The organism is Thermosyntropha lipolytica DSM 11003, from assembly GCF_900129805.1.
GTDB lineage: Bacteria > Bacillota > Syntrophomonadia > Syntrophomonadales > Syntrophomonadaceae > Thermosyntropha > Thermosyntropha lipolytica.
Genome location: NZ_FQWY01000005.1, coordinates 36,798 through 61,491, shown reverse-complemented (window position 1 = coordinate 61,491; position 24,694 = coordinate 36,798). Strand labels below are relative to the sequence as shown.

The 24,694-nt window shown below is 43.9% G+C and carries 24 protein-coding genes, 1 tRNA gene and 1 other annotated feature (1 of these 26 running past the window's edge); of the genes, 20 read left to right on the top strand and 5 right to left on the bottom strand.

From position 1 onward, the window contains the following. Nucleotides 1–153: 153 nt before the first annotated feature. From argC to BUB92_RS02060, 12 genes are all read left to right on the top strand, one after another. A complete protein-coding gene (argC, locus tag BUB92_RS02115) occupies nucleotides 154–1,200 on the top strand; it encodes an N-acetyl-gamma-glutamyl-phosphate reductase (protein WP_073089431.1) in 1,047 nt (348 codons plus the stop codon). Between the two features lie 37 nt (nucleotides 1,201–1,237). Continuing rightward, nucleotides 1,238–2,443 (top strand): bifunctional glutamate N-acetyltransferase/amino-acid acetyltransferase ArgJ, encoded by a 1,206-nt coding sequence (gene argJ, locus BUB92_RS02110; RefSeq protein WP_073089430.1) that lies wholly within the window; start codon nucleotides 1,238–1,240, stop codon nucleotides 2,441–2,443. A gap of 15 nt (nucleotides 2,444–2,458) precedes the next feature. Continuing rightward, a complete protein-coding gene (gene argB / locus BUB92_RS02105; RefSeq protein WP_073089428.1) occupies nucleotides 2,459–3,322 on the top strand; it encodes an acetylglutamate kinase in 864 nt (287 codons plus the stop codon). A gap of 18 nt (nucleotides 3,323–3,340) precedes the next feature. Continuing rightward, nucleotides 3,341–4,531, top strand: coding sequence for an acetylornithine transaminase (locus tag BUB92_RS02100; RefSeq protein WP_073089426.1), 1,191 nt, complete (start codon nucleotides 3,341–3,343; stop codon nucleotides 4,529–4,531). 13 nt (nucleotides 4,532–4,544) lie between these two features. Beyond that, nucleotides 4,545–5,486, top strand: coding sequence for an ornithine carbamoyltransferase (gene argF, locus BUB92_RS02095; RefSeq protein ID WP_073089424.1), 942 nt, complete (start codon nucleotides 4,545–4,547; stop codon nucleotides 5,484–5,486). A gap of 17 nt (nucleotides 5,487–5,503) precedes the next feature. Then, complete coding sequence (locus BUB92_RS02090) at nucleotides 5,504–6,709, top strand: argininosuccinate synthase (protein WP_073089422.1); 1,206 nt, start codon at nucleotides 5,504–5,506, stop codon at nucleotides 6,707–6,709. A 328-nt stretch (nucleotides 6,710–7,037) separates the two neighbouring features. Next, on the top strand, nucleotides 7,038–9,158 hold the full coding sequence (locus tag BUB92_RS02085; RefSeq protein ID WP_073089420.1) for a ribonucleoside triphosphate reductase: 2,121 nt from the start codon (nucleotides 7,038–7,040) through the stop codon (nucleotides 9,156–9,158). Nucleotides 9,159–9,164: 6 nt separating this feature from the next. Further along, nucleotides 9,165–9,884: an anaerobic ribonucleoside-triphosphate reductase activating protein gene (locus BUB92_RS02080; RefSeq protein WP_073089418.1), complete on the top strand. Its 720-nt coding sequence runs from the start codon at nucleotides 9,165–9,167 to the stop codon at nucleotides 9,882–9,884. Between the two features lie 408 nt (nucleotides 9,885–10,292). Then, entirely contained in the window at nucleotides 10,293–10,646 is a 354-nt protein-coding gene (locus BUB92_RS02075; RefSeq protein WP_073089416.1) for a hypothetical protein, read from the top strand. A 126-nt stretch (nucleotides 10,647–10,772) separates the two neighbouring features. Next, nucleotides 10,773–11,345 carry a hypothetical protein gene (locus BUB92_RS02070; protein WP_143156838.1) on the top strand — a complete coding sequence of 191 codons (573 nt, stop codon included), beginning with the start codon at nucleotides 10,773–10,775 and terminating at the stop codon, nucleotides 11,343–11,345. A 54-nt stretch (nucleotides 11,346–11,399) separates the two neighbouring features. Continuing rightward, nucleotides 11,400–11,852, top strand: a complete 453-nt coding sequence (locus BUB92_RS02065) for a MaoC family dehydratase (RefSeq protein WP_073089412.1) — start codon at nucleotides 11,400–11,402, stop codon at nucleotides 11,850–11,852. Beyond that, on the top strand, nucleotides 11,845–12,942 hold the full coding sequence (locus BUB92_RS02060) for an alpha/beta fold hydrolase (protein WP_073089411.1): 1,098 nt from the start codon (nucleotides 11,845–11,847) through the stop codon (nucleotides 12,940–12,942). Before BUB92_RS02065 ends, BUB92_RS02060 begins: the two co-directional genes overlap by 8 nt. Here BUB92_RS02060 and BUB92_RS02055 read toward each other — a convergent pair. Beyond that, entirely contained in the window at nucleotides 12,939–14,090 is a 1,152-nt protein-coding gene (locus BUB92_RS02055) for an esterase/lipase family protein (RefSeq protein WP_084728276.1), read from the bottom strand. The two genes, BUB92_RS02060 and BUB92_RS02055, sit on opposite strands and share 4 nt — an antisense overlap. A 178-nt stretch (nucleotides 14,091–14,268) precedes the next feature. Here BUB92_RS02055 and argH point away from each other — a divergent pair, with 178 nt between their 5' ends. From argH to BUB92_RS02035, 4 genes are all read left to right on the top strand, one after another. Then, nucleotides 14,269–15,654 carry an argininosuccinate lyase gene (gene argH / locus BUB92_RS02050; protein ID WP_073089408.1) on the top strand — a complete coding sequence of 462 codons (1,386 nt, stop codon included), beginning with the start codon at nucleotides 14,269–14,271 and terminating at the stop codon, nucleotides 15,652–15,654. Then, nucleotides 15,647–15,934, top strand: a complete 288-nt coding sequence (locus BUB92_RS02045) for a hypothetical protein (protein ID WP_073089406.1) — start codon at nucleotides 15,647–15,649, stop codon at nucleotides 15,932–15,934. The genes argH and BUB92_RS02045 overlap by 8 nt, the downstream gene beginning before the upstream one ends. Next, nucleotides 15,931–16,146, top strand: coding sequence for a hypothetical protein (locus BUB92_RS02040; RefSeq protein ID WP_073089404.1), 216 nt, complete (start codon nucleotides 15,931–15,933; stop codon nucleotides 16,144–16,146). The genes BUB92_RS02045 and BUB92_RS02040 overlap by 4 nt, the downstream gene beginning before the upstream one ends. 52 nt (nucleotides 16,147–16,198) lie before the next feature. Then, nucleotides 16,199–16,273, top strand: a tRNA-Thr gene (locus tag BUB92_RS02035). A 45-nt stretch (nucleotides 16,274–16,318) separates the two neighbouring features. On the opposite strand, the gene BUB92_RS02030 is transcribed toward BUB92_RS02035, so the two are convergent. Next, nucleotides 16,319–16,678 (bottom strand): hypothetical protein, encoded by a 360-nt coding sequence (locus BUB92_RS02030; RefSeq protein WP_073089403.1) that lies wholly within the window; start codon nucleotides 16,676–16,678, stop codon nucleotides 16,319–16,321. Nucleotides 16,679–16,825: 147 nt separating this feature from the next. On the opposite strand from BUB92_RS02030, the gene BUB92_RS02025 reads away from it, so the two are divergent. From BUB92_RS02025 to BUB92_RS02015, 3 genes are all read left to right on the top strand, one after another. Further along, complete coding sequence (locus BUB92_RS02025; protein ID WP_073089401.1) at nucleotides 16,826–17,281, top strand: spore coat protein; 456 nt, start codon at nucleotides 16,826–16,828, stop codon at nucleotides 17,279–17,281. Between the two features lie 189 nt (nucleotides 17,282–17,470). After that, nucleotides 17,471–19,450 (top strand): methyl-accepting chemotaxis protein, encoded by a 1,980-nt coding sequence (locus BUB92_RS02020; RefSeq protein WP_073089399.1) that lies wholly within the window; start codon nucleotides 17,471–17,473, stop codon nucleotides 19,448–19,450. A 113-nt stretch (nucleotides 19,451–19,563) separates the two neighbouring features. Then, nucleotides 19,564–20,265, top strand: coding sequence for a DUF421 domain-containing protein (locus tag BUB92_RS02015; protein ID WP_341372065.1), 702 nt, complete (start codon nucleotides 19,564–19,566; stop codon nucleotides 20,263–20,265). A 24-nt stretch (nucleotides 20,266–20,289) separates the two neighbouring features. Here BUB92_RS02015 and BUB92_RS11485 read toward each other — a convergent pair whose 3' ends face one another. From BUB92_RS11485 to BUB92_RS02005, 3 genes are all read right to left on the bottom strand, one after another. Then, nucleotides 20,290–20,451 (bottom strand): hypothetical protein, encoded by a 162-nt coding sequence (locus BUB92_RS11485; RefSeq protein WP_159432293.1) that lies wholly within the window; start codon nucleotides 20,449–20,451, stop codon nucleotides 20,290–20,292. 205 nt (nucleotides 20,452–20,656) lie between these two features. Further along, the gene (locus BUB92_RS02010) at nucleotides 20,657–21,220 is read right to left on the bottom strand and encodes a pyruvate kinase alpha/beta domain-containing protein (protein ID WP_073089398.1); all 564 of its coding nucleotides are present in this window, start codon (nucleotides 21,218–21,220) and stop codon (nucleotides 20,657–20,659) included. 15 nt (nucleotides 21,221–21,235) lie between these two features. Beyond that, nucleotides 21,236–22,333 carry an HD-GYP domain-containing protein gene (locus BUB92_RS02005; protein WP_073089396.1) on the bottom strand — a complete coding sequence of 366 codons (1,098 nt, stop codon included), beginning with the start codon at nucleotides 22,331–22,333 and terminating at the stop codon, nucleotides 21,236–21,238. Nucleotides 22,334–22,586: 253 nt separating this feature from the next. Here BUB92_RS02005 and BUB92_RS02000 point away from each other — a divergent pair, with 253 nt between their 5' ends. Then, the gene (locus tag BUB92_RS02000; RefSeq protein WP_143156837.1) at nucleotides 22,587–24,569 is read left to right on the top strand and encodes a hypothetical protein; all 1,983 of its coding nucleotides are present in this window, start codon (nucleotides 22,587–22,589) and stop codon (nucleotides 24,567–24,569) included. A 61-nt stretch (nucleotides 24,570–24,630) separates the two neighbouring features. Then, nucleotides 24,631–24,694, top strand: a binding site (T-box leader); it runs 180 nt beyond the window's last position.

The window sequence follows — 24,694 nt, the reverse complement described above, 5'->3', positions numbered from 1 at the left end:
TTCTTTTGTGTTCTTTAGAGCACGGAAGAACCGTCTTTTTTGCCTATTGCAAAAATATTCATGTAGATGTATAATTATTAAAACCTAAAACCTGTTACAGGATATGGATATTTTATATACATTTATAGATAGGTCAGGAGGAGGCAGTTTCTGATGGGAAAATACAAGGTTGGCATTATCGGGGATGGTTATACAGCAGCTGACCTTTTGCGGCTGATGGCCGGCCATGACGAGCTGGAAGCAGCTTTTATATTTTCGGTAGATAATGTGGGAAAAAGGATAGATGAGGTGTACCCTCACCTGGCTCATTTTTGTTCAATAACCTGTATGGCAACTGATCTGGAGATGATAAAAAAAGAATGTCAGGCAGTTTTTTTAGCTCTCCCCCACGGGCTTTCGGTTCCGCTTGTTACCGAACTTCATAAGGCCGGGGTAAAATGTGTTGACCTGGGAGCGGATTTTCGTCTTAAAGATCCGGAAGTTTATGAAGAATATTATGAAAAGAGGCATGAAAATAGAGAACTTTTAGGGGAAGCGGTTTACGGTATTCCTGAGCTTAACCGGGAAGAGATAAAAAAGGCTTCGATTATTGCCAATCCCGGCTGTTTCCCGACGGGAAGCATAATACCTTTATCTCCTCTTCTTAAAGCCGGGATTATCAAAACGGAAAATATAATTATTGATGCTAAAACCGGGGTTTCCGGAGCGGGAAGAGGTTTGAAAACCGGAAGCCTTTTCTGTGAGGTAAATGAAGGGGTTAAGGCTTATGGGGTAGGAAGTCACCGGCATTTTCCGGAGATAAAACAGGAGCTGGAAAAGGCAGCCGGCTCCCGGGTGGACATGGTTTTTACCCCCCACCTTATTCCGATGAGCCGGGGGATTTTGAGCACTATTTATGTAGAGCTTAAAGAAGGGGTAAAAGAGGAAGATATGAGGCAGGTTCTCCGGGAGGAGTACAGAGATGAGTTTTTTGTCCGCATTTTGCCGGAAGGGACTATGCCCCATACCAAATGGGTAGCCGGCAGCAATTTTATAGATATCGGCATTTATGCTGATGAAAAGAGGAGAAAAGGGATTATTGTTTCGGCTATCGACAACCTAGTCAAAGGAGCTTCCGGGCAGGCTCTGCAGAATTTGAATCTGGTGTTAGGGATAGATGAAGGCAAAGGCTTAAGAAATCTGGTTCCTTTATTTCCGTAAAAAATCTAGCAGATGATTTTCGGGAGGATGATGAAATATGAAGATTATCGAGGGTTCTATAACTGCCCCTGAAGGCTTCAAAGCGGGAGCAGTATGTTCAGGGGTTAAGAAAAAGGGCAAAAGGGATATAGCTATTATATATTCTGAGGTTAAGTGTCAGGCGGCCGGGGTTTTTACCACCAATAAGGTAAGGGCGGCCTGTGTGGATATAACCCGCAAACATCTGGAAGATGGACAGGCTCAGGCGATAGTGGTAAACAGCGGCAATGCCAATGCCTGCACGGGAGAAAGAGGGGTAAAGGATACCCTGGAAATGGCAGGCCTTACGGCTAAGCTACTGGGGATAAGCCCGGAAGATGTCCTGGTTGCATCGACCGGGGTTATCGGGGTATTTATGCCTATGGATAAAATAAGGGATGGCATAAAGAGGGCTTATGAAAAGCTGAGCCGGGAGGGAGGACATGAAGCAGCCCTGGCTATTTTGACTACTGACCTTGTAACCAAGGAAATCGCAGTAGAGATAGAAATTGACGGCCAACCGGTTAAAATCGGGGCGATAGCCAAAGGCTCAGGGATGATCCATCCCCAGATGGCCACTATGCTGGCTTTTATAACAACTGATGCAGCTATTACTGCCGAATGCTTAAGGGAAGTTATCAGGTCTTCAGCCGACATTTCCTACAATATGATAAGTGTGGACCGTGATACTTCAACTAATGATATGGCACTTATCATGGCCAATGGGCTGGCCGGCAACCGGATTATTGATGACCCGGCATCTCCTGCTTTTAAAAGGTTTAAAGAGGCGGTAGATTTTGTAAATATAAGCCTGGCCAAGATGATTGCCCGGGATGGGGAGGGGGCTACCCGGCTTATTGAGGTTAAGGTGGTTAATGCCCCGGATGAAAAGACGGCCCGGCTTATTGCCCGTTCTATCGTTTCTTCCAACCTCACCAAGGCGGCAGTTTTTGGCAAGGATGCCAACTGGGGAAGGATCCTGGCTGCGGCCGGATATTCAGGAGCCGACTTTGATCCTTATAAGGTGGATGTCTATCTGGGGGAGGAAAAGATGGCGGAAAACGGCATGGGGCTTGTTTTTGATGAAGATAAGGCGCGGCAGGAATTAGAAAAGGATCCGGTAATAATAAAGGTAGATCTTAAAGCAGGAGATTTTTCTGCTACCGCCTGGGGATGTGACCTTTCTTATGAGTATGTGCGCATAAATGCGGAATACCGGACTTGATGGGGGGGAATATAGATGGTAGCAAGTCCGATGGAAAAGGCTGAAATATTAGTAGAAGCCCTGCCTTATATTAAAGAATTTTACGGGAAAAAGGTAGTGATAAAATACGGCGGGGCGGCGATGACCGACTGTGAGCTTAAAGATAAAGTGATGCAGGATATTGTCCTCATGAAATATGTAGGGATGCATCCGATCGTAGTACACGGCGGGGGGCCGGAGATAAGCGGGATGCTTAAAAGATTAGGTTTGGGTACGGAGTTCATCGATGGTTTAAGGGTTACCGATGCTGAGACCATGGAGATAGTGGAAATGGTCCTGGTAGGCAAGGTGAACAAGGAGATTGTGGCTGGAATTGAAGCCAGCGGGGGAAAAGCCATCGGCATTTCCGGTAAGGATGGGGGGCTTATCAAAGCCGGCCCTATTGATCCTTCCGGCAAACTGGGATTTGTGGGAGAAGTGAGGAGTGTAAACCCCCAGATAATCGAAACGGTTATAGAAAATGGCTATATACCGGTAATTGCCCCTATCGGCATGGATGCCCGGAAACAGAGTTATAATATTAATGCTGACCTGGCAGCGGCAGCTATTGCAGTAGCGGTGAAGGCAGATAAGCTGGTTTTGCTGACTGATGTGCCCGGGCTGCTGCGGGATCCTGCCGATCCGGAATCTCTCATATCGGTGCTCAAGGTAAGTGAAGTAGAAACCTACATCAGAGAAGGGGTTATAGCCGGCGGTATGCTGCCCAAGGTAAAATGCTGTGTAGAAGCGGTAACCGGTGGAGTAGGGAGAACCCACATTATTGACGGAAGGGTTCCGCACGCTATCCTTCTGGAGATATTTACCAATCAAGGGATCGGAACCATGGTAATCAATGAATAGGAGAAAGGAGAAGCCTTGATGACCAACCAGGCGATTATTGATAAAGGAAAAGAACATATTATGGCTACTTATGCCCGTTTGCCCGTGGCTCTGGTTAAGGGGAAAGGTTCTTATGTCGTAGATGCGGATGGCAAACAGTATCTGGATTTTGTGGCCGGTATTGCTACCTGTTCTCTGGGCCACTGCCATGAGGAGCTGGTAAAGACGGTTCAGGAACAGAGCCAGAAGCTGTGGCATGTTTCTAATCTGTACTGGATAGAGCCGCAGGTGGAGCTGGCTTCAAAGCTAACCAGGCTTTCTGGCCTTGATAAGGTTTTTTTCTGCAACAGCGGGGCGGAGGCCAATGAGGGGGCGATTAAGCTTGCCCGCAAATATTTTTACCGGCAGAATAAACCGGAAAGAAACCGGATAATTGTTTTTAAAAATTCTTTTCACGGCCGTACCATGGGGGCATTGACGGCTACCGGCCAGGCAAAGTACCATGAGGGTTTTGCCCCGCTTCTGGAAGGGTTTTTATATGCCGAGTACAATAATATAATGTCGGTAGAAAGCCTTATTGACGATACCGTAGCCGGCATAATGGTGGAGCCGATACAGGGAGAAGGAGGTATAAGGCCGGCAGACCTGAATTTCTTGCGTTCTTTGCGCCAGATTTGCGATCGGGAAGGGATACTCCTTATTCTGGATGAAGTGCAGACCGGGGTAGGAAGAACAGGCAAGTTTTTTGCTTTTGAGCATTATGGGGTGAAGCCTGATATATTAACCCTAGCTAAAGGTCTGGGGGGAGGATTCCCTATAGGAGCCATGCTGGCAACGGAAAAGGCAGCTTCTGGTTTTGCCCCTGGCGATCATGCTTCCACTTTTGGCGGCAATCCTCTGGCCTGTGCGGTAGGAGGAAAGGTAGTAGATATAGTGGCGAAAGAAGAATTTTTACGCGAAGTAGAAGCTAAGGGAGAAATCTTAAGGGAAGCGCTAATGCAAATAGGTGATAGCCGGATAAAAGAAATAAGGGGCAAGGGGCTGATTTTAGGAGTGGAATGGGACCGTGAAGTTAAAGGGTTGATTGATATTTGCCGGCAAAAAGGCTTGCTCCTTATAGGAGCCGGGCCTAATGTAGTCCGTTTGGTTCCGCCTTTGACTGTTAACCGGACAGAAATAAACCAGGCGGTAAATATATTTAAAGAGGCTTTAAAAATATGGCAGGAGTAAAGGAGAGGAGAAAATGCTTAAAATCGATGACCGGCTTAGAGGACGGGATTTTATCAGCATCCATGATTTTACCGTAGAAGAGATAGCCTATATTCTGGAAGTAGGACATGGTTTAAAAAAGATGCAGAAAGAAGGGGTAGAGCACCATTATCTGAAAGGCAAAACCCTGGGCATGATATTTCAGAAGTCTTCTACCCGCACCCGGGTGGCGTTTGAAGTAGGCATGTACCAGCTGGGGGGGCATGCTCTGTTTTTAAGCCCGCGGGATATTCAGCTGGGAAGAGGAGAGACGATAAAAGATACAGCCAAAGTCCTTTCCCGCATGGTAGATGGCATAATGATCCGCACCTTTGCCCATGAGGAAGTTCTGGAACTGGCTTACTATGCCGATGTCCCGGTAATAAACGGGCTTACCGATCTTCTGCATCCTACCCAGATTATAGGGGATTTGATGACTATTCAGGAACACAAAGGAGCTTTAAAAGGCCTGAAATGTGCTTTTGTCGGAGATGGCAATAATGTAGCCCATTCTCTGCTTTTTGGCGGAGCCAAAGTGGGGATGGATGTAGTGATCGCCACTCCTCCCGGTTTTGAACCTAACAGCGAGATACTGGCCAAAGCTAAGGAGGATGCCAGGGCTACCGGGGCCAGGCTCTGGGTAGTAAATGATCCTAAAGAGGCTGTAAAAGATGCCGATATAGTGTATACTGATGTATGGGCCAGCATGGGGCAGGAAAATGAGGCCGAAGAAAAGGAAAAAAGCTTCTGGCCTTATCAGGTTAATGCCGAACTTATGAGCCTGGCAGCTAAAGGGGCGATTGTCCTGCACTGCCTGCCGGCCAAGAGAGGCAAAGAGATAACTGATGAGGTTATGGATGGCCCGCAGTCGGTAGTTTTTGACCAGGCAGAAAACCGCCTGCATGCCCATAAGGCTATAATGGCAGTTATTATGTAAACAGGAGGAAGGGTTTTATGGAAAAAGTAGTTTTAGCTTATTCAGGAGGACTGGACACCTCTATCATCATTCCCTGGCTTAAAGAAAACTATGGCTATGAAGTAATTGCCTTCTGTGCTGATCTGGGACAGGGGGAGGAACTGGACAATATAAAAGAAAAGGCGATTAAGTCGGGAGCCTCCAGGATATATGTCGAAGATTTAAAAGAAGAATTTGTGCGGGATTATATTTTCCCGGTTTTAAAAGCCGGTGCTATTTATGAGAAAAAATATCTCCTGGGAACTTCTTTTGCCCGCCCGCTTATAGCCAAAAAGATGGTAGAAATTGCGGAGAAGGAAGGGGCGGTTGCTGTTTGTCATGGGGCTACCGGCAAGGGCAATGACCAGGTAAGGTTTGAACTGGGGGTAAAAGCTTTAAATCCCCACCTTAAGATTATTGCTCCCTGGCGGGAGTGGGATATAAAATCCCGGGAAGATGCCATTGATTATGCCGCCAAGCACGGGATAGAAGTCCCGGTTACCAAGGAAAAGATATACAGCCGGGACCGCAACCTGTGGCATATATCCCATGAGGGAGGCGATCTGGAAGACCCGGCCAATGAACCTAAAGATGACCTTTATGTATTAACTGTTCCGCCGGAAAAGGCTCCTGATCAGCCAACCTATCTGGAAATAAGCTTTGAAAAAGGGGTGCCGGTAGCTATCAATGGTAAAGCTTACGGGCCAGTTGAGCTCCTTATGGAATTAAACCGCATAGGTGGTGCCAACGGCGTAGGAATTGTAAGCATGGTGGAAAACCGGCTGGTAGGCATGAAATCAAGGGGAGTCTATGAAACCCCGGGGGGAACCATACTCTATACAGCTCATGATGAACTGGAAAGGCTGACCCTGGACAGGCGCACCCTCAAATTCAAGCATGAAATGGCTATTACCTATGCTGAACTGGTTTATGACGGCAACTGGTTCTGCAAATTAAGATATGCCCTGGATGCTTTTGTGGAAGAGACGCAGAAAACGGTAACCGGTACGGTTAAGGTTAAACTTTATAAAGGAAGCTGTCAGGCAGTAGCCTCCTGGTCGCCTTATTCACTGTATAACGAAGAACTGGCTACCTTTGGTGCCAGCGAAATGTACAGCCATAAAGATGCCCAGGGCTTTATCAACCTGTTTGGCCTTCCCTTAACGGTGCAGGCTTTGCTGGAGAGAAAAATAAAAGGAGAATAATAAAAGGGCTTGAAGATAGGGGAATAGTTTCCTGTTTTTAAAAAGGGGAAGCTGTTCCTTTTTATTTTCCTTAAAGAACCCTCTTTTCCCTTCCCTTGTTTTGTTTTATAATTTAATTCCCTGCCTTTAAAACTTCTGAAGATAATAGTTTTGGTTATTCCTGTCTCTGGAAATAAAATGGCGAGGAAGGAGAAGAAAAACAGGTGTAATAGATTAAAAATTAAGCTGAAAGCATTTGCCACCAGGCGGCAGATACTATACACTATATAGTACATAAACCGATAATGAACACAATATATAGTGGTTAAAGACTGAAGGAGGAAGAGGAATGGACATTACGAAAATTAAAAAAAGAGATGGACGCATAGTACCATTTGAAAAAGAAAAGATTACCAAGGCCATCTGGAAAGCTGCCCAGGCGGTAGGGGGGAAAGATTATAATCTGGCGGTAGAGCTGACGGAAAAGGTAGTAGAGATTGCCCAGTATGTAAATGGAGATGAGATTGCGACCGTGGAAGACATTCAGGACCTGGTAGAAAGGGTTCTGGTAAAAAACGGCCACTACAAAACGGCCAAAGCCTACATACTTTACCGCAAACAGAGGCAGGATATGCGGGAAGCAGGACAGCTTCTGGCTAATAATAAAATCATATCTGATTATCTGGAAAAAAATGACTGGCGCATAAAAGAGAATTCCAACATGACCTATTCTCTGCAGGGGATGAATTTCCATATCTCTTCCATACTGGTATCCCAGTACTGGCTTAACCAGATTTATCCTCCGGAGATAAGGGAAGCCCATATAAGCGGGGATTTTCACATTCATGATTTAGGAATACTGGGGGTTTACTGTGTAGGCTGGGATATAAGAGATCTTCTGCTGGAAGGTTTTAAGGGGGTAAGAGGTAAGGTAGCCTCCAGGCCGGCTAAACACTTCCGTTCTATATTAGGACAGATCGTGAACTTCTTTTTCACCCTGCAGGGAGAAGCAGCCGGTGCCCAGGCTTTTTCCAATTTCGATACCCTTTTAGCTCCTTTTATCCGCTATGATAATCTGGATTACAAACAGGTCAAACAGTGCCTGCAGGAATTTGTATTCAACATGAATGTGCCTACCCGGGTAGGGTTTCAGACGCCTTTTACCAATGTTACGCTAGACCTTAAGGTGCCGGAGTTTATGAAGAATGAACCGGTGATTATAGGCGGAAAATACATGGATGCCACCTATGGCGAGTTTCAGGAAGAAATGGACATGTTCAACCAGGCTTTTGCTGAAGTCATGATGGAAGGAGATGCGGAAGAGAGGGTATTTACCTTCCCTATACCTACTTACAATATAACCGAAGATTTCGACTGGGATAATCCGCGCTATGAAAAGATATGGCAGATGACAGCCAAATACGGCATACCCTATTTTTCCAATTTCATCGGCTCAGATATGCGGCCGGAAGATGCCCGCAGCATGTGCTGCCGGCTGCGCCTTGACAATCGCGAACTCAGGAAGCGAGGCGGGGGGCTGTTTGGAGCCAATCCTCTGACAGGTTCGATTGGAGTGGTAACCATAAATATGAGCCGCATCGGCTATCTCTCCAAGAGCAAGGCGGAATTTTTCGAACGGCTGGCTCATATGATGGATCTGGCCCGCAACAGTTTGCAGATTAAGCGCAAAACCCTGGAAAACCTTACCGAAGCCGGTCTTTATCCTTATTCCCAGTTTTACCTGCGCCATGTAAAAGAAGGATTTGGCCAGTACTGGAAAAACCATTTTTCGACTATTGGGCTTATCGGCATGAATGAAGCCTGCCTCAACTTCCTGGGCAAGGATATTGGAACCCCTGAAGGCATGGAGTTTGCCAAAGAAGTTCTTGATTTTATGCGGGAAAGACTTAAGGAGTATCAGGAAGAGACAGGTGATATCTACAACCTGGAAGCAACTCCAGCAGAAGGAGTGAGCTACAGCATTGCCCGCAAGGATAAGGAACAGTTTAAGGATATAATTGTTGCCAATGAGGAAGAATACAGGCGGGGAGCTGAACCTTATTACACCAACTCTACTCAGCTTCCGGTATATTATACAGATGACCTGTTTAAGGCTTTAAAATTGCAGGATGAACTGCAGACCCGTTATACGGGAGGTACGGTGTTCCATGTTTTCCTGGGCGAGTCGGCTCCTTCCCCGGAAGCGGCCAAAAGGCTGGTTAGGAAGATATGTGAACAGTTCCGCTTGCCGTATTTTACCTTAACTCCGACTTTCAGCGTATGCCCGAGCCATGGCTACTTGAACGGCAAGAAGCCGGTATGTCCGGTATGTGCCGCCGAAGGCAAGCAGACTAACTGTGAAGTATATTCCCGGGTAGTAGGATATTTAAGGCCGGTAGACCAGTGGAATGCCGGCAAACAGGCGGAGTTTAACAACCGCAAATCTTTTGACCGGGCTTTGTCAGGTTGATGATATATGGAATTTGCAGGACTTGTCAAACAGAGCCTTATAGATTATCCGGATAAGATTGCAGCGGTAGTTTTTACTTACGGCTGCAATCTTAGATGCCCTTTCTGTCACAATGGGCATCTTTTAATAAAGCCCAGCCGTCAGGATAAAAGAGCCCTTTTTATAAGCGAGGAAGAAGTGCTTTCCTTTCTCCATGAAAGGCGAGGTTTTCTGGATGCGCTGGTCATAACCGGAGGCGAGCCCACTTTAAATCCTGATCTCCCCCGTTTTATAAGTAGAGTAAAAGAGGATGGTTTCCTGGTTAAACTGGATACTAACGGAACTAACCCGGATATGCTTGAAACCCTTGTGGAAAGCCGGCTGGCAGATTGTATAGCTATGGATATAAAAGCTCCTCTGCAGTGGGAGGCTTATGCTAGAGCCTGTGGCAGTCTGACTGCTGAGCTTTTCATGAAAATAAGAAATAGTGTGCATATGCTTGTCTCCTCTGATATAGAGGTTATTTTCCGGACTACTGTGGTTCCTGGTTTACATACTGAGAAGGATATTATAGAGATAGCCCGTTATATTAAGGGGGATAAGAAATACCTCCTGCAGCAGTTTAATCCGGAAAATGCTTTGCGGGAGAGCTATCAGAGTATAAGGCCTTACGAGGTTAAGGTGCTGGAAGATATGGCTTTAAAATGCCGCCCTTATGTAAAAGAGGTCATAATAGCTAATATTTAAGCTAGGAGTAAATTTGCGGTTAATTGTAAGATAACCGTAAATTTACTATTTTTTTACCAGAATATGCTTGCCAAAAAGAAAGGAACATATTACTATATTCTTAAAGGGTTTATAACAGCATAAGATGAAATCTCACCGCATTTATCCTGTTTACGTCTTCGTTTTTTTCCCGCATGATTTAAATTAACAGTCATTTTATGAACTGAGCCTGCATATACTGTTGATGTCATGCCATTATTTATACCCTAAACAGAGCAAAATAATTCTTAATAGATTTCATATCTTTTGATCCCATAATTTTGAATATACCCATATTTAAAGCTATAATAAGGGGGGATTGTTTTCAGATAGTTATAAAAAAAAGTAATTAGTTTAATTATATTATTGCATTAAGGAGGAGGGTTATTTATGTTTAACGCCAAGGAAAATATGGAAAAGTCTTTTGGGATGCTGGAGACAGCGATGGAAAAATACTGGGATATGTGGATGGTAGCTTTAGGCAGCATGTCCTGGAGTCAGGAACAGGCAGAAAATATGGTGAGGAAATACCTGGATCAGCGCAAAACGGCCCGGGAAGAGAGCACCAGGATAATAGAAGAGATGCTGCAGCAGGTTAAGAAAAATCAGATGCAGCTCCAGAATATGGTTAAAGAAGCAGTGGCTTCTGCCCTGGAAAATGCTAATTTCCCTACCTATGTGAGTGCAGTTGATGAGCTGAAAAAGAAGGTAGATGAGATTTCCAAGAAGATGGAGGAAAAATAATCTAGACCAGGCTCTTAATTTTATACTCTGGCGCGGACAGATCAGCTGATGTCCTGATTTTCCGCGCTCTTTATTAGAGTTTAAGGCTCTGACTAAAATATTACTGCTTAAAAAAAGGTAGATATTTTGCATGAAAGGTGGAACGGTAAAAGGATGCCGGAAGAAACTAGAAATGATAAAGGTGCCCGTCAGGGCAAAGAAGAAATTTTCATGCCCGATTTCAGTGACGTGTGGAAAGAGATGTATTTCCGCATGGAAGAAGTATGGGCCAATGCGGTAAAAGAAGTTATCAGCACCAAGACTTTTGTCGATTACCTGGATAAGGTCCTGGAATATAATTTGAATACCGAAAAATTAGTCCGCCAGAGTATTGATAAATATATGGAACATGCCCCGGTGCCTTCCAAAAAAGATGTGGCCCGGGTGGCGGAGCTGGTTATTTCGATGGAAGAAAAGATAGATGTGCTGGAGTTTGAATTTATGCGCAATCTGGAGACTATGGCCGAAAGCCTGCTGAAGATGATTAACCTGCAGGAAAAGATGCAAACGGAAATAGCTTCACTGAAGGAAGATATTGGCTTTATCAAGCAGCGTTTGGAGACCATGGAAAAGAAGGAGGAGGCAAAGGCAGAACCGGAAAAAGGAGAGAGAAAGACGCGTGCTTCCCGCAAGAATGAAAAGAAAGACGAAAATGAATAGTTATAAAAGGGAAAAAGCTTTATTTGCTAAAAAAGCGGGAAAGAGGGGATATTTATGATCGAAAGGATATACAGTGAATTGAAGGTTGGAGATAAAGGATATATAGAAAAGACGATAACTGAAACTGATGTCTATCTTTATGCCGGCATAACCGGCGATTTTAGCTGGCTGCATGTTAATGAGGAAAGGGCGAAAAAGGGCCATTTTAAGACGCGGATCGTCCATGGTATGCTTCTGGCAGGACTTATTTCCAATGTAGTTGGCAATCAGATGCCGGGAGCCGGCACCATTTATGAGAGCCAGAATTTGCGTTTCTTAAAGCCCTGTTATATAAATGATACGGTAAAAGCCCAGACCGAGGTAATTGAACTGATGGAAAGGGGCCGGGTAAAACTTAGAACTACCTGCTACAACCAGAAGGGAGAGCTTCTGGTAGATGGTGAGGCGGTTGTTATTCCTCCCCGTAAGCATGTGATCCTGGAAGAAGGGGGAGAAGGGAATGAGTAGTGTAAAAAAGATACGCGTGTTGCGCGGCTCTCCGGAAGAGGTGGGGGAACAGCTGCAGGAAAATCTGGAACGCATGCTGGAAAGTACCCGCAGATGGGCGGAAATACTGACTTTTGACCCGGAGCCGGAAACGGGGCTTACCCCTAAAAATATCGTATGGCGTAAAAACAAAGCTAAACTTTACCGCTATGTTAATGGAGAGATAAAATACCGCACCCCGGTTCTTTTCATTTATGCCCTGATCAACAAAGCTTATATACTTGATCTTACCCCGGGCATGAGCCTTATTGAACATCTGGTTAAGGAAGGGTTTGATGTTTACCTTCTGGACTGGGGTGAATTCCAGTGGGAAGACCGGGACCTGCGCTATGATGATTTTATATGTGATTATATTGCCCGCGCGGTGAGAAAGGTATGCCAGATCTCAGGTACGGAAAGCCTTAGCATGGCCGGCTACTGCATGGGTGGAACGATGACTACTATGTATGCTGCCCTGTACAGCCGTCCGGAGGTTAAAAACATTGTTTATATAGCTGCTCCTATCGATTTTGAAAATGCCGGGCTTTCCAGCATATGGCTTAAACCCCCGGGATTCGACCCCGACAAGGTAGCCGATACCTATAAACTGGTTCCCAAAGAATTTATCGATACCGGGGTAAAGATGCTAAAGCCGGTAAATAACTTCTGGGGAACCTATACCCGCCTGTGGAAGAATATTGAAGAAGGGGTTTCCATACGCTCGTGGAAAGCCTTAAATAAATGGGTCAATGATAATGTGCATTTTCCTGGGGCTGCTTACCGGCAGTGGATAAAAGAGTTTTATCAGGAGAATAAACTGGTAAAAAATGAATTCCGGATAAAAGGGCAAAGGGTGGAACTCAAGAATATCAAGTCTTCCCTGCTGGTTTTAGCCGGAGAAAATGACCATATAGTCCTTCCTCATCAAACCAAGGCTATTTTAGAACTTTCTTCTTCCCAGGATAAGGAATTCCACCTGTTCCCGGTAGGGCATGGAGGGCTGGTTTTTGGCAGTGTAGCCAGGAATCAGGTTTATCCCACTATTGCTAACTGGCTGGCTGCCAGGTCTTAAGCGGTTAACTGTTCATGCACCCATAGAGCTACATTTTTCAGGTACAGAAGCTCTATATGGTTTACAGGCATAATAGTTTTATTAAGGATTTTCGCCCCATTTTTCGTCATCCCGTCGGTATGGAGGGCGCTGTCGACGAAAACTATGCCATCACTAAGAGGGGCTGTTTGTATGGGAATAATACCCATAAAGTTATTGCTGCCAGCCAGAACAGCAATTTCTATATCGGGTGAAAGTCCTTTCCTCTCTAATCTGTCTATAAGGAAGCCGCCATCTTTTATGGCGGCTTTTATGCCGCGAGAATGGCTTATAAATCCTGTTCCTCCATAATAGGTAGTCCACCAGTCCTGCTGGGTAGTATCCAGGGGATATATATCATCAAAGCGGTAAAGGATCTGGCTTTGGCCGGGAAAACAGCCGTCGTGGTAGATGGAGCGGGGTGTTATATCGATCATTCCTCCCATGTAGATTATTTTATCCCAGGCAATAACCCCGTTGCCTCCTATCATGAAAATGAGATAGGATATGGTAGGATTGCGAAAAGCGTAATCAGTTCCTAAATTAGGCACTCCTAGCATAATGATTCGCCTTACATCACCGCGATAAGGAGTAAAAGCCAGGCCTGAAAGATAGATGCGAGCTGCTATTCCTCCTTTGCTGTGTGTTACCAGGTCTACCTGCGGGGTATGGCATAAGTTTTTTATGCGCTGGATGGCATCGGCGATTATTTCCCCCTGGATGAAGTTATCCCCGTGGGAATGAGGAAAAGTCAGGGCAAAGACCTTATGCCCTCTTTCCACCAGCCTTTGCTGCAAACCTTTATAGCCTAGATTATAGATATTGGTAAAAGAAGAGGCGTCTAGTCCTGCTCCGTGAATCAGGAGAACAGGCGGATTAAGCCGGTTTTTGTCCCAGCCGGGGGCATAGTGCAGAAGATAAGTGTCAGAAGGGGGACGATCGCTGCCTAACAGATTTATAAAATCAGGATCTACCTGCGTATTTACTTCACAAAATTTTTCTTCTACCCCTTTTAATTTTTCTACCCGGTATACTTCGATTTTTTCCCAGTAACCAGCACTGCTGTGCCCAGGTATCCGCGGGTTCAGGTGGTAATTGCCGGCATGTTTGTGGTAATTATCATTATACATAATACCATCCCCTCTCCATGTGGTCTGGCTTAATTTTACCAGAAATTTCTTGCCGTGTCTGCAGGTAAAGTTTAAAGGGAGATGACAAAATAGGTTTAAGTTATAATTATGTACATTGCGGAGCCGGGGATATATAATATAAGTTGAAAATTTTTAAGAAAGGTTTTGAGGTGCGGGAATGAAATTATGGAGTGGAAGATTTACCAAAAATACCGATAAGCTGACGGAAGATTTTAATGCTTCTATAGCTTTTGACTGTCGCATGTACAAGCAGGACATAAAAGGTAGTATAGCTCATGCCTCTATGCTGGCCAAACAGGGGATTATAAAAGAAGAAGAAAAAGAGCTCATAATAAAAGGGCTCAAGGAGATAGAAAAAGAGCTGGAAGAGGGTAAGCTGGAGTTTACGGTGGAAGCGGAAGATGTGCATATGAATATTGAAACCTTTCTTATTCAGAAGATAGGAGAGGTAGGCAAAAAGCTGCATACGGCAAGAAGCCGCAATGACCAGGTGGCTCTGGATTTGCGCCTGTACCTGAAAGAGGAGATGGAAGAGATAAAAGGGCTTATCCTTGATTTACAGGAAACCCTGCTTATCCTGGCTGGTGAACATATAGATACTATCATGCCGGGATATACCCATCTGCAAAAGGCTCAGCCGGTAAGTCTGGCTCACCATCTGCTGGCTTATTTTGAGATGCTGCGCCGGGATGTAGAAAGGTTGGAGGATTGTTATAAGCGGACAGATTATATGCCTTTAGGGTCAGGAGCCCTGGCCGGTACCAGCTTTGATCTGGACCGTGATTTTGTGCGGGAAAAGCTGGGTTTTGCCTGGCTAACCCGCAACAGCCTGGATGCTGTAAGTGACCGGGATTTTGCTCTGGAATTTTTAAGTTTTGCTTCTATCCTGATGATGCATCTCTCCCGTTTGGCGGAAGAGCTTGTCCTCTGGTCAACTGAAGAGTTCGGCTTTGTAGAGATGGATGACGCTTTTGCTACCGGCTCTAGTATTATGCCGCAAAAAAAGAACCCGGATCTGGCCGAACTTATCAGGGGAAAGACAGGACGGGTTTATGGTGATCTTATCGCTTTGCTTACGGTTATGAAAGGGCTTCCCCTGGCTTACAATAAAGATATGCAGGAGGATAAAGAAGCCCTTTTTGATGGGGTAGATACGGTGAAGAAGTGTCTGCTGGTTTTCAATCCTATGCTTAAAACTGCTAAATTTAAAAAAGAGAACATGGAAAAAGGGGCTAAAGGCGGCTTTACCAATGCTACCGACCTGGCAGATTACCTGGTCAACAAAGGGCTTCCTTTCCGGGATGCCCATGAGGTAGTAGGCAGAACCGTTTTATATTGTATTGAAAGAGGCATAAGTTTAGAAGAAATGGAATTACCTGAGTATAAGGGTATTTGTTCTTTGATAGAGGAGGATGTGTACGATTATCTGGATGTAAGAAAATGTGTCGCCCGCCGCAAGGTGAAGGGGGGACCTGCGCCGGAGCAGGTTAAGGCGGCTATTGAGGAAGGAAAAATGTGGCTGGAGGGGAAGAGGAGTGTATAATTTAAGCCGGTTTACCGCGGTGAATGGCATCCCGGATAGGGAAGAGGTTGAAACCTGGGCCGAGAATTATTTTCATAACCTGCTTACCCTTTTAAATGCATTTTTTTCGCAGGTAGAAATAGATGATGCTCTAGATAGAATGCGCAAGATACCTTTTGCCCAGCTGGTAGTTGAAGAACTGGAAAATGAGAGTGAAGAAGTAAAAAAGATTGCGGTAGATAAAGTTATGGAACTGGTAGAGATAGAGATAAGGTATATGGAGGCTTATGCTGGTAGATGAGGATTGAGGTTGGTGATGAAGGAGGAGGAAAAAGTATGGATAAATGCAGTATATGTGGAAAAACTTATCCGGAAACTACTTTGAAAAAAATGGTGCAGATTTCCGGACGCAAGGCATATCTTAATCAGATTTGCCCGGCCTGTCAGGCTATTGTTCTGAATAACCCGAGTTACTATTACCTCGAAGAAAAAAGCAAAAAAACTACCAGTTAGCTCTTGACGATGAGGAATTAACCTGTTATTATCTTGATGTCAAAAAATATAAGCCGATGTGGCTCAGTGGCAGAGCAGCTGATTCGTAATCAGCAGGTCGCCGGTTCGAATCCGGCCATCGGCTCCAGAAAAGGAAAAAAAGCTAAAAAGAGGGTGGATGTGAACCCTCTTTTTATTTACTTTTTGGCAAAAAATGTTTGGGCATGGGTTTTTGTTCATCATCTTCATAATATTCAAAACCGATATCGGTGCTTATGATTTTAACTTTATTTTTGCTTACCAGCTTGTTAATAGTCTGGCTTATTTCATCTAAAAGCGAGATCAGGGTATTGTTTTCTTTTATTATGAGAAGGATTCCTAATTCGCCATAGTATTCAAATCCGTTGTTTTCTCCTACCTTGGAAGCCTCTTCGGTTATTACCTTGAATTCCTGTACAAATATATTGGGATTTTTAATGAAATTTACCGGTATTCTGGTTAATAATTCACTTTTGCGGGCAAATCCTTTGAATATACATTCCACCTGATACATACAAGCATCCTCTCCCGTTTTTTATTAAAATTTACCTGTATCTAAAAGATACCATAAAATTTTACCCGGGGACAATTTTTTAATTATATTTTTAAGAAGGTATAAAAAAGTTCCGGATGTGCAGACTAAGGAGAGGAGGTGGTTAAAATGATAAATCTTACCCAGAAGGAAAGGATGCTTTTAGAGGATCAGAAGAAACATGAACAGGTATGTGTGCAGAAATACAATGAATATGCAAGTAAGGCTACCGATCCTCAATTGAAACAGCTTTTTACGGCTTATGCCCAACAGGAGCAGACCCATTATGATACGATTAACCAGATTTTAAACGGCCAGCTGCCGGCGATGGGAGGAGGACAGGGAAGAGGGCTAACCCCTTTACAGGGAGGAGTACAGCCAGGTGCAGGAAATCCTTCTGATGCTGCTTTATGCAATGATATGCTCATGACGGAGAAGTATGTATCTGATACTTATAATACTGCTATATTTGAATTCCGGGACAGCAATATAAGGAATATATTAAATCATATCCAAAAAGAAGAACAGCAGCATGGGGAAGGGATTTTTAACTATATGAGTGCCAAGGGGATGTATAATCCTTAAGTAGAAAGGTTTAAAGAAGGGGTGTTAACCAGGAGGGCTAACACCCTTTAATTTTTAAAAAATGATAAAAAAGGCCTATTTTTTTGTAAACCCGGGGAGGAAAAAGTTGAAAAAGGGCGAATATAATCAAAGATTAAAATAAACGGTTCGTAGGATTTAAAAATTTAGCTATGGTGGAGGGGGAAAGTGATGAAACTAAAATTTACGCAAAGTATCAGGTTTAAAATCCTCATTGCGGTAGTTTTAGCCTGTATAATTGCTGCGGCTGTGCAGGGGGCCGTTTCGGTCTGGAGCGGCAGAAAACTCTTGAGGAGCGAAATAACCGCCCATCTAAAAGATGTAGCCATCGGTTACAGCAATCAGGTTAATGCTGTTTTGGAAGGAAGGCTGAATGAACTTAAAATTTTAGCCCTGGCTCAGGACGGAGAGTATGTACATATGAGTGAAGGGGAGCTTATCAGCTATCTGCAAAAAGCCAAGTCGGATGCTTATGACAACCTTTATTTTATCTGGCCGGATGGGAAAGCAGTTACCGATGCCGGAAGTTATGTTGATTTGTCTGACCGGGAGTATGTGCAAAAAGGGCTTAAGGGAGAGGCTAATATAGCCAGCCCTGTAATATCAAGAGCTACGGGCAATATGGTTGCTCCCATGGTAGTGCCGGTTTACAGCCCGGATGGCAGACTGGTAGGGCTTTTAGGGGCATCACTTAAGATGGACTCTCTGATAGAGCTGGTAGCTGGTATTAAAGTAGGGCAGACTGGCTATGCCTATATGATAAATGGGGCCGGGGACTGTGTAGCTCATCCCAACCGGGATTATATTTTAAAACTTAACCAGTTCCAGTTAGGAGAAGAAATGGCCAATATAGGAAAAGATATGGTAGCCCTTAATGCGGGCATAGCCGAATATACTTTTAAAGGGGAGAGAAAATATTTAGCTTATGCTCCAGTTAAGGTTGCCGGATGGTCATTAGGGGTTAATATTCCTGTAAGTGAATTGTCCGCACCCCTTAATGCCATGATGAGGCAAAATATGATGGCAGTTTTAGGGGTACTGGTGCTTTTAGGGATTTTTATATGGTATATTTCGGGAGCTTTTGCCCGCCCGGTGTGGGAAATGGTTAAAGTTACTTCCCGGATAGCCGGCAAAGATTTGACCGGGGATATAAAGGTTACTAGCGACTCGGAATATGGAATTTTGCAGAGTTCCTTTGCGGAACTGAGCCAAAATTTAAGGGATATAATCAAAGATATGCGGACTGCCGCGGATGAATTGAGCCAGACTTCCAGCCAGCTGGTAGGCATAGCTGTTGATACCCAATCGGCTTCCGAGCAGGTAGCTTCCAGTTCAGAACAGGTAGCCCGGGCAGCTTCCGCCCAGGCTGAGGATGCCTCCCGGATGAGCGAACTGGCCAGACAGGTGAGCAAAGCGATGCAGAATGTGGGAGAGACTACGGAAGATATTGCCCGCCAGTCAGCTAATTTTAAGGGCATAGTAGATAAGGTAACCGGGATAATGAGAAATCAGCAGGAAAAGATGGAAAAAACGGTAGCTACGGCACATAATGTAGCCGGATTTATTGAGGAATTAAGCCGTAAAACAGGGGAAATAGGGGAAATAGTTACGGTGATAACCGGTATTTCTGAACAGACTAACCTTTTAGCCCTCAATGCAGCTATTGAAGCAGCTCGGGCTGGAGATGCCGGCCGGGGGTTTGCTGTAGTAGCAGAAGAAGTGCGCAAGCTGGCAGAAGAGACTTCTGTAGCTACCCTGAATATAGCTGCCATAATCAAGGAAGTGCAAAAGGAAGTAGAAAGAACTGTTAAACAGGTGAAAGAAGTGGCAGAACTGGTAAATGAACAGGGGGTTTCTTTACAGGAAAGTGCTGCTGCTTTCCAAGATATAGAAACCGGGGCGGAACATATTGATAAGTCAATTCATGACATTACCGCTGCTTTTGAGGAGGTAATAGCTTCCGTAGATGAGATAACCAGATCCATAGAAAATATCTCCGCGGTTACGGAAGAATCAGCTGCTGCAGCCCAAGAGGTAACAGCTATTACCCAGGGGCAGCTAAGTGCTATGCAGCGCATAAAAGACATAAGCCAGGAATTAGATGGCTTAAGCAAGAAACTGCGGGATATTATTATTCAGTTTAAATTATAAGTTAAGACCCAGAGGCGGTTTTTAAATCTGTAAAAGCCGCCTTATTTTTATGTATAATAACTTTTTTTTTAAATAAAATAATAGCCAAAAAGGGTTATAAGGGGTAATAAGATTTGTTGCACCACTTTGTACACATAACTTTGGAGTTATTAGCAGGTTTTGTAGCTTTGCTGATCATAATTAAATTTCTGGGCAAATCCCAGATAGGAGAACTTCATCCTTTAGATTTTATAACAGCTATTGTACTGGGGGAGCTGGTAGGAGCAGCTATTTACGAACCTGAAGTCAATGTTTTTTACATACTATATGCTCTTTTTTTCTGGGCTTTACTGCATTTTGCCACCAAATATATCACCCTTAAATGGAATGCTACCCGTTATTATATAGATGGTAGCCCTTCCATTGTTATAAGAAATGGACAGATCGATAAAGAGGAGCTGGGCAAAAACAAGATGGATATAAACCAGCTGCAGAATCTGCTCCGGCAAAAAGGAGTATTTTCCGTGAAGGAAGTGGCTTATGCTATTTTAGAACCTGATGGTTCGTGCAGTGTTATGAAAAAGCCGGAGTACAGCACTCCTACTCTGGCTGATCTCAAGCTGCCGGGTAAGCCGGCGGAACTGCCGGTAACCGTGGTTCTGGATGGGGAAATTATAGAGGATAATCTTAGCCTGATTGGATTTGATGAAGAATGGCTCCGGCGTGAACTGGCTTGCCAGGGGATAAAGGATATGAAAGAGGTTTTGCTGGCTGAATGGCAGAGGAGTTCGGGACTTTATGTAGTACAGGATAAAACAAAAGACGGTTCTTTTTGAACCATCTTTTGCCAAGGAGGGAAGTTAATCCATAGGTCCGCCTTCCACATACTGCCGGATTTTGCGTAGAGCATACCCGCCAAAATATAATCCATTGATAAAGGCTAAAGGGATGGCTAAAGCTCCAAACCAATGAAATCTTTCTCTTAAATCTTCCCTGCCGTCTGTTGTGCGGTATCTAGTCATATTATCCCCCCTTTGGTCTTATTTTTAGCTTAAAAACCTATTATAATACCCGGGGGATGGTTTTATTTTTTGTCGAAAATAGTAGGAATTACCTTAAATACTAGAAGATAGATAAAAGTGCCTCCCATAATAAGGAGCAGAATAAAACTTATAATTTTTTCAGCCAATTTTATCACCCATTTTAGTTTGGGTAAAAAATTTTTTTTTATACCTGTTTTTTATTACGAGGCATACATATTATTTCTTTTACTTCTGTAGCAAAAAAATGGTTAGAATGGGCAGGTTGAATTACGATAGCGGCATCAGCTCCGCTGGATGTCCCACCAATGGAGATTATTTCTTGGCCAAAGGGAATAAGGCCGGCATCTAGTGCCATGACGGCAATTTCTACGGCTACTTTTATGCCTTGGCCGAATATGCGCAAGGTCTGGGCTATTATTTCCGCCGGGTATACTCCGCCGAACTGGTTGCGGATAGCTCTATCTACCCCGGCCAGAAGGTGGGTGGTAGTAAGTACCTTTACCCCCTGGGCTATAAGTTTTTGCCTGGTTTCCTCGCTCATTTCATTTACTCCTGGTTCTCTAAATCCCGTATGATGGGTTACACAAACTATATTAAAGCGGTTTTCCGCCAGGGATAAAAGCTTAAAAGCAGTATCTCCTTCACAGGAGGCTACGACTATATTTTTTATTCCTTTTTCTTCGGCTTTTTTTAAGGCCAGTTTTAAGGTGGCTTCGGTATTGTGTTCACCTGCTTTATCGAAAAACATAGGATTACCTCCTTGCTAGTTTTTGAGCATCTCCGCCAGCTCTTCGCGCGTAAGCGAGCGGGTTATTATTATAGTAGTTAATTTGGAAAGGTCAACTTCATAAGGCCGGCATATTCTACTGGTGCTTCGGTTGTAGATTATTTTCAGGACCGGTCTGGTGGGAACTTCTTTATTTACATCCACCACTATACCAATATCTCCCGTATTTAACTGCACAATAGTTCCTATAGGATATACAGCTATATTAGAAAGCAGGGCATTTATACACCTCTGTTCCAGATAGATGCCGGCCATACGCGTTAATATAGTTATAGCCTGGTTTATAGTATAGGAAGGACGATAAGGCCTATCAGACAGGAGGGCATCATACACATCGGCTACAGCTACTATACGGGCATATTCATGTATTTCCTCCCCGCCAAGGCCCCGGGGATAACCCTGTCCATCCCAGCGTTCATGATGTTGAAAAGCTACATGTGCGGAAAGCAGAGGTATATCCGGGTATTTGCGCAGTATCTCAAAGCCGTATTCGGTATGGCGTTTTATTTCCGCATATTCTTCGCGGGTAAGGTCATCCGGCTTATTTAATATCGACTTATCAATATAGACTTTGCCTATGTCATGGAGAAGCGAGCCTATGGCTAATTCTTTAAGCTTTAGATCATGATAGCCCAAGGTAATACCCGTCATAACCGAAAGAATACAGACATTGACCGAATGGCTGAAGGTATAATCATCGAAGGTGCGTATATCACAAAGGTTTATGAGCACATCATTATTAGCCAGGATTTCGTCTAATATTTTGTTTACTATGCTGTTTATAGCCCGCGTATTCATGGAACGGCTTTGTTCGATGGCTTCAAAAGCATTTTTTACTTCTTTTACTGTTTCTATGCGTGTCTGTTCCGATACTGGTTCGCGCAGCGGATAAGGTATTTCATCATCAAATTCGTCTTTTATATATACCGAACCTATACCCAGATTTTGCAGACGCTGGATGTAGTTTTCATTGAGTTCGATGCCGGCATGCAAAAGTATGCGGCCGTCGCTGCTGTATATACTGCGGGCTACTATCATACCCGGGCTTAAGTTTTCTACTCGTATTCTTATCATAGGTAATCCCTCAAAAAGCGCTTTTGATATTTTATGCACGAAATCTAATTTTCTTCATGTCAGGCCTGGTTTCCTGCCGGAAAAATTATTTTTTTGTCACGTTATTAGCTTTGGGTCAGCAAAAAATAAAAAAATACACTTATGGAACTAACCCCCAGGATGGGGTAAGGTTTGCTATTTTTAAGATAAAATGATACATTACTTGTTAGCACTACTCGAGCTTAAGGAGTTGAAGATGAGGAGAAAAACTTATTTGCCGAAACAGATTTTAAGAGGTATAGTTGAGGATATAAAGAAGTTTATTGATGATAATGAAGGAAGGCTTATAATTTTAGAAGTGGCGAAGGAAATACCCCCTGATTTAAAAAAGCAGCTGCTGGAAGAACTGGCTTTGTTTTATGATGAAGACCTGGCAGTATTTTTTCGGCTTTTTTTAGAAGAATATGAAGAAGAATTTAAACCGGTATGTATGCGGGCACTAAACAAGTACCGCATGGCGGGATATGACATAGATGCTATTTCTTTTCAAGAAGGGGTTTTTCACAAGGCTTATGCCAGCTTGAGCCGGGAAAGTGGGAGTGTAAGTCTGGAGGTGGCCTGGAAAAAAGGGGGAAGGTATGTTGATATTGAATACTTTTATTTATCTTATGGGCTGGAAGGAATACATAGTTTTGCCCTGGTTTCTGATATGCCCATAAGGAGATATGATGCTGACCGCCGGCAGGTTTCCGATATGGTGAAGCTTGATTGGGAAGAGGTCTGCCTGCTTATACAAAAGGCTTATGAAGTAAACAGGAAAAATATGATTTCCCCCCCTACGGGCAGGTTTATATATAAAAAGTATCTGGAAGCAGAAGTAAAGGCAGAGGAAGAAAAAATTTATGACCTTACCTTAAAACTTTGTTCTGATCTCCTGCCGGGACAGCTTATAAACAGCTTTTTCTATGCTTTAAAACAAAAGGATTATATATATATCGCTTCCCTTCTGGACCGGAGCAGGCTAGCCCTTACTGATATAAAGGATTTATTTGCCGGGGTGCTAAAACCTGGCCATTTGTTGCTGGAAGCCAAAGCTGATACCGTATCCCGCAAAGAAGATGGGGCTTTGGTTAATGGCCATCTTTGCTTGCTGGAGAGGGAAGGGGTTTATAAATATAATTATGTATTCCGGATAAACCAGAGCGAAGATTTAAGATGGAAGCTGTTTGATGTTAAGCTGGTTGCTAAAAGTAGTATGCCTGCCTATCATAACTGGGAGCCGGATAAGAAGGGCTTTTTTTGTTCGGTCTATGATATTGCAGATATTGATGGGCTTTTTGTCTGGCTGGAAGAGATAAGATTGCTGAAAGTAGTGGGAGAAATACCGCGCGGGATCCATCTCAGGATATCCCCTCTATATGACCAGGATGAATGGTATAATGGGGTATCTTTTTTAGGTCCCGGGGAAGTTGATCTGGTCATAAATGGGGACGAACTGGTGGTGGTATGTCTGGATGCTGACTTTTTAGCTGATTTAGATGAGGAAATAGCAAATGAGCTGGGCGAAGCCGTGGAGCTTAAAGGAAGATATGAAGTTGATTTGCTGGCGGTTTACAGCTATATAGAGGGGCAGTATACTTTTTTTGAAGATGTTGCTAGATCTAAGGATGAGGAAGAAACCTCTCTGGGCGGTGTGCGCTTTTTATCTGCCCGTTATCTGGTCAAAAACTATGCCAGGGTTTATGATTTTTTGGCCTTAACCGGCGACTGCTTTTACCCTTTGCCTGATTATACAATTTTTTACCGGCTGGAAAAGGATGGAGAGGAAGACCTGTTTGGGGCCGAGTATATACTGGATAAAGAGTATCTTACCGTATCGGCTTTTGGGGAAGATGATTTGCGCTGCCGGCGTGATGAATTATCGATAAAACTCTGCGATGATCTGGAATTTATGGGGATGGAAATAAGGCGGGAAGGGATTTTTGCTGTTCTTACTTCCGAGGTCAGGCGTTTCTATCCCGGTCTGGAAGCGGTGCTCAAAGAGCTTTACTTGAATAAATGGTTAAAGTCCCGTCTTCCGGTTTTAAAGGGAATGACGCCAGGGGAAGCTTTTCAAAGCCGGGAAGGACAGATACTGTTGTGGGACATGTTTAAACAGATGAAGAGGAGCGAAAATAGTTTACAAAAGAAGGCCTGTAAGGTAAAATTCAAGGATTATATAAACAAACTGGAAAACAGGTATCAAAAAATAAAATAAAAAAGACATTGACAGGGCAGGTAAGTTTAAATATACTATGTAGATAATAAGTGAATCGATATAACAGGCTGTGAAGGGAAAGACTTATGAAATCAATTAATCACAGAGAGCCGGGGGTAGCTGAA

What these genes read in the sequence shown, in the direction of transcription:
- BUB92_RS02090 (WP_073089422.1), top strand. Translation starts at nt 5,504, where the DNA reads ATGGAAAAAGTAGTTTTAGCTTATTCAGGAGGACTGGACACCTCTATC.
- BUB92_RS02085 (WP_073089420.1), top strand. Translation starts at nt 7,038, where the DNA reads ATGGACATTACGAAAATTAAAAAAAGAGATGGACGCATAGTACCATTT.
- BUB92_RS02020 (WP_073089399.1), top strand. Translation starts at nt 17,471, where the DNA reads ATGAAACTAAAATTTACGCAAAGTATCAGGTTTAAAATCCTCATTGCG.
- argF (WP_073089424.1), top strand. Translation starts at nt 4,545, where the DNA reads ATGCTTAAAATCGATGACCGGCTTAGAGGACGGGATTTTATCAGCATC.
- BUB92_RS02075 (WP_073089416.1), top strand. Translation starts at nt 10,293, where the DNA reads ATGTTTAACGCCAAGGAAAATATGGAAAAGTCTTTTGGGATGCTGGAG.
- BUB92_RS02065 (WP_073089412.1), top strand. Translation starts at nt 11,400, where the DNA reads ATGATCGAAAGGATATACAGTGAATTGAAGGTTGGAGATAAAGGATAT.
- argJ (WP_073089430.1), top strand. Translation starts at nt 1,238, where the DNA reads ATGAAGATTATCGAGGGTTCTATAACTGCCCCTGAAGGCTTCAAAGCG.
- BUB92_RS02010 (WP_073089398.1), bottom strand. Translation starts at nt 21,220, where the DNA reads ATGTTTTTCGATAAAGCAGGTGAACACAATACCGAAGCCACCTTAAAA.
- BUB92_RS02025 (WP_073089401.1), top strand. Translation starts at nt 16,826, where the DNA reads ATGATAAATCTTACCCAGAAGGAAAGGATGCTTTTAGAGGATCAGAAG.
- BUB92_RS02005 (WP_073089396.1), bottom strand. Translation starts at nt 22,333, where the DNA reads ATGATAAGAATACGAGTAGAAAACTTAAGCCCGGGTATGATAGTAGCC.
- BUB92_RS11485 (WP_159432293.1), bottom strand. Translation starts at nt 20,451, where the DNA reads ATGACTAGATACCGCACAACAGACGGCAGGGAAGATTTAAGAGAAAGA.
- BUB92_RS02080 (WP_073089418.1), top strand. Translation starts at nt 9,165, where the DNA reads ATGGAATTTGCAGGACTTGTCAAACAGAGCCTTATAGATTATCCGGAT.
- argB (WP_073089428.1), top strand. Translation starts at nt 2,459, where the DNA reads ATGGTAGCAAGTCCGATGGAAAAGGCTGAAATATTAGTAGAAGCCCTG.
- BUB92_RS02030 (WP_073089403.1), bottom strand. Translation starts at nt 16,678, where the DNA reads ATGTATCAGGTGGAATGTATATTCAAAGGATTTGCCCGCAAAAGTGAA.
- BUB92_RS02055 (WP_084728276.1), bottom strand. Translation starts at nt 14,090, where the DNA reads ATGTATAATGATAATTACCACAAACATGCCGGCAATTACCACCTGAAC.
- BUB92_RS02040 (WP_073089404.1), top strand. Translation starts at nt 15,931, where the DNA reads ATGAGGATTGAGGTTGGTGATGAAGGAGGAGGAAAAAGTATGGATAAA.
- BUB92_RS02060 (WP_073089411.1), top strand. Translation starts at nt 11,845, where the DNA reads ATGAGTAGTGTAAAAAAGATACGCGTGTTGCGCGGCTCTCCGGAAGAG.
- argH (WP_073089408.1), top strand. Translation starts at nt 14,269, where the DNA reads ATGAAATTATGGAGTGGAAGATTTACCAAAAATACCGATAAGCTGACG.
- BUB92_RS02100 (WP_073089426.1), top strand. Translation starts at nt 3,341, where the DNA reads ATGACCAACCAGGCGATTATTGATAAAGGAAAAGAACATATTATGGCT.
- argC (WP_073089431.1), top strand. Translation starts at nt 154, where the DNA reads ATGGGAAAATACAAGGTTGGCATTATCGGGGATGGTTATACAGCAGCT.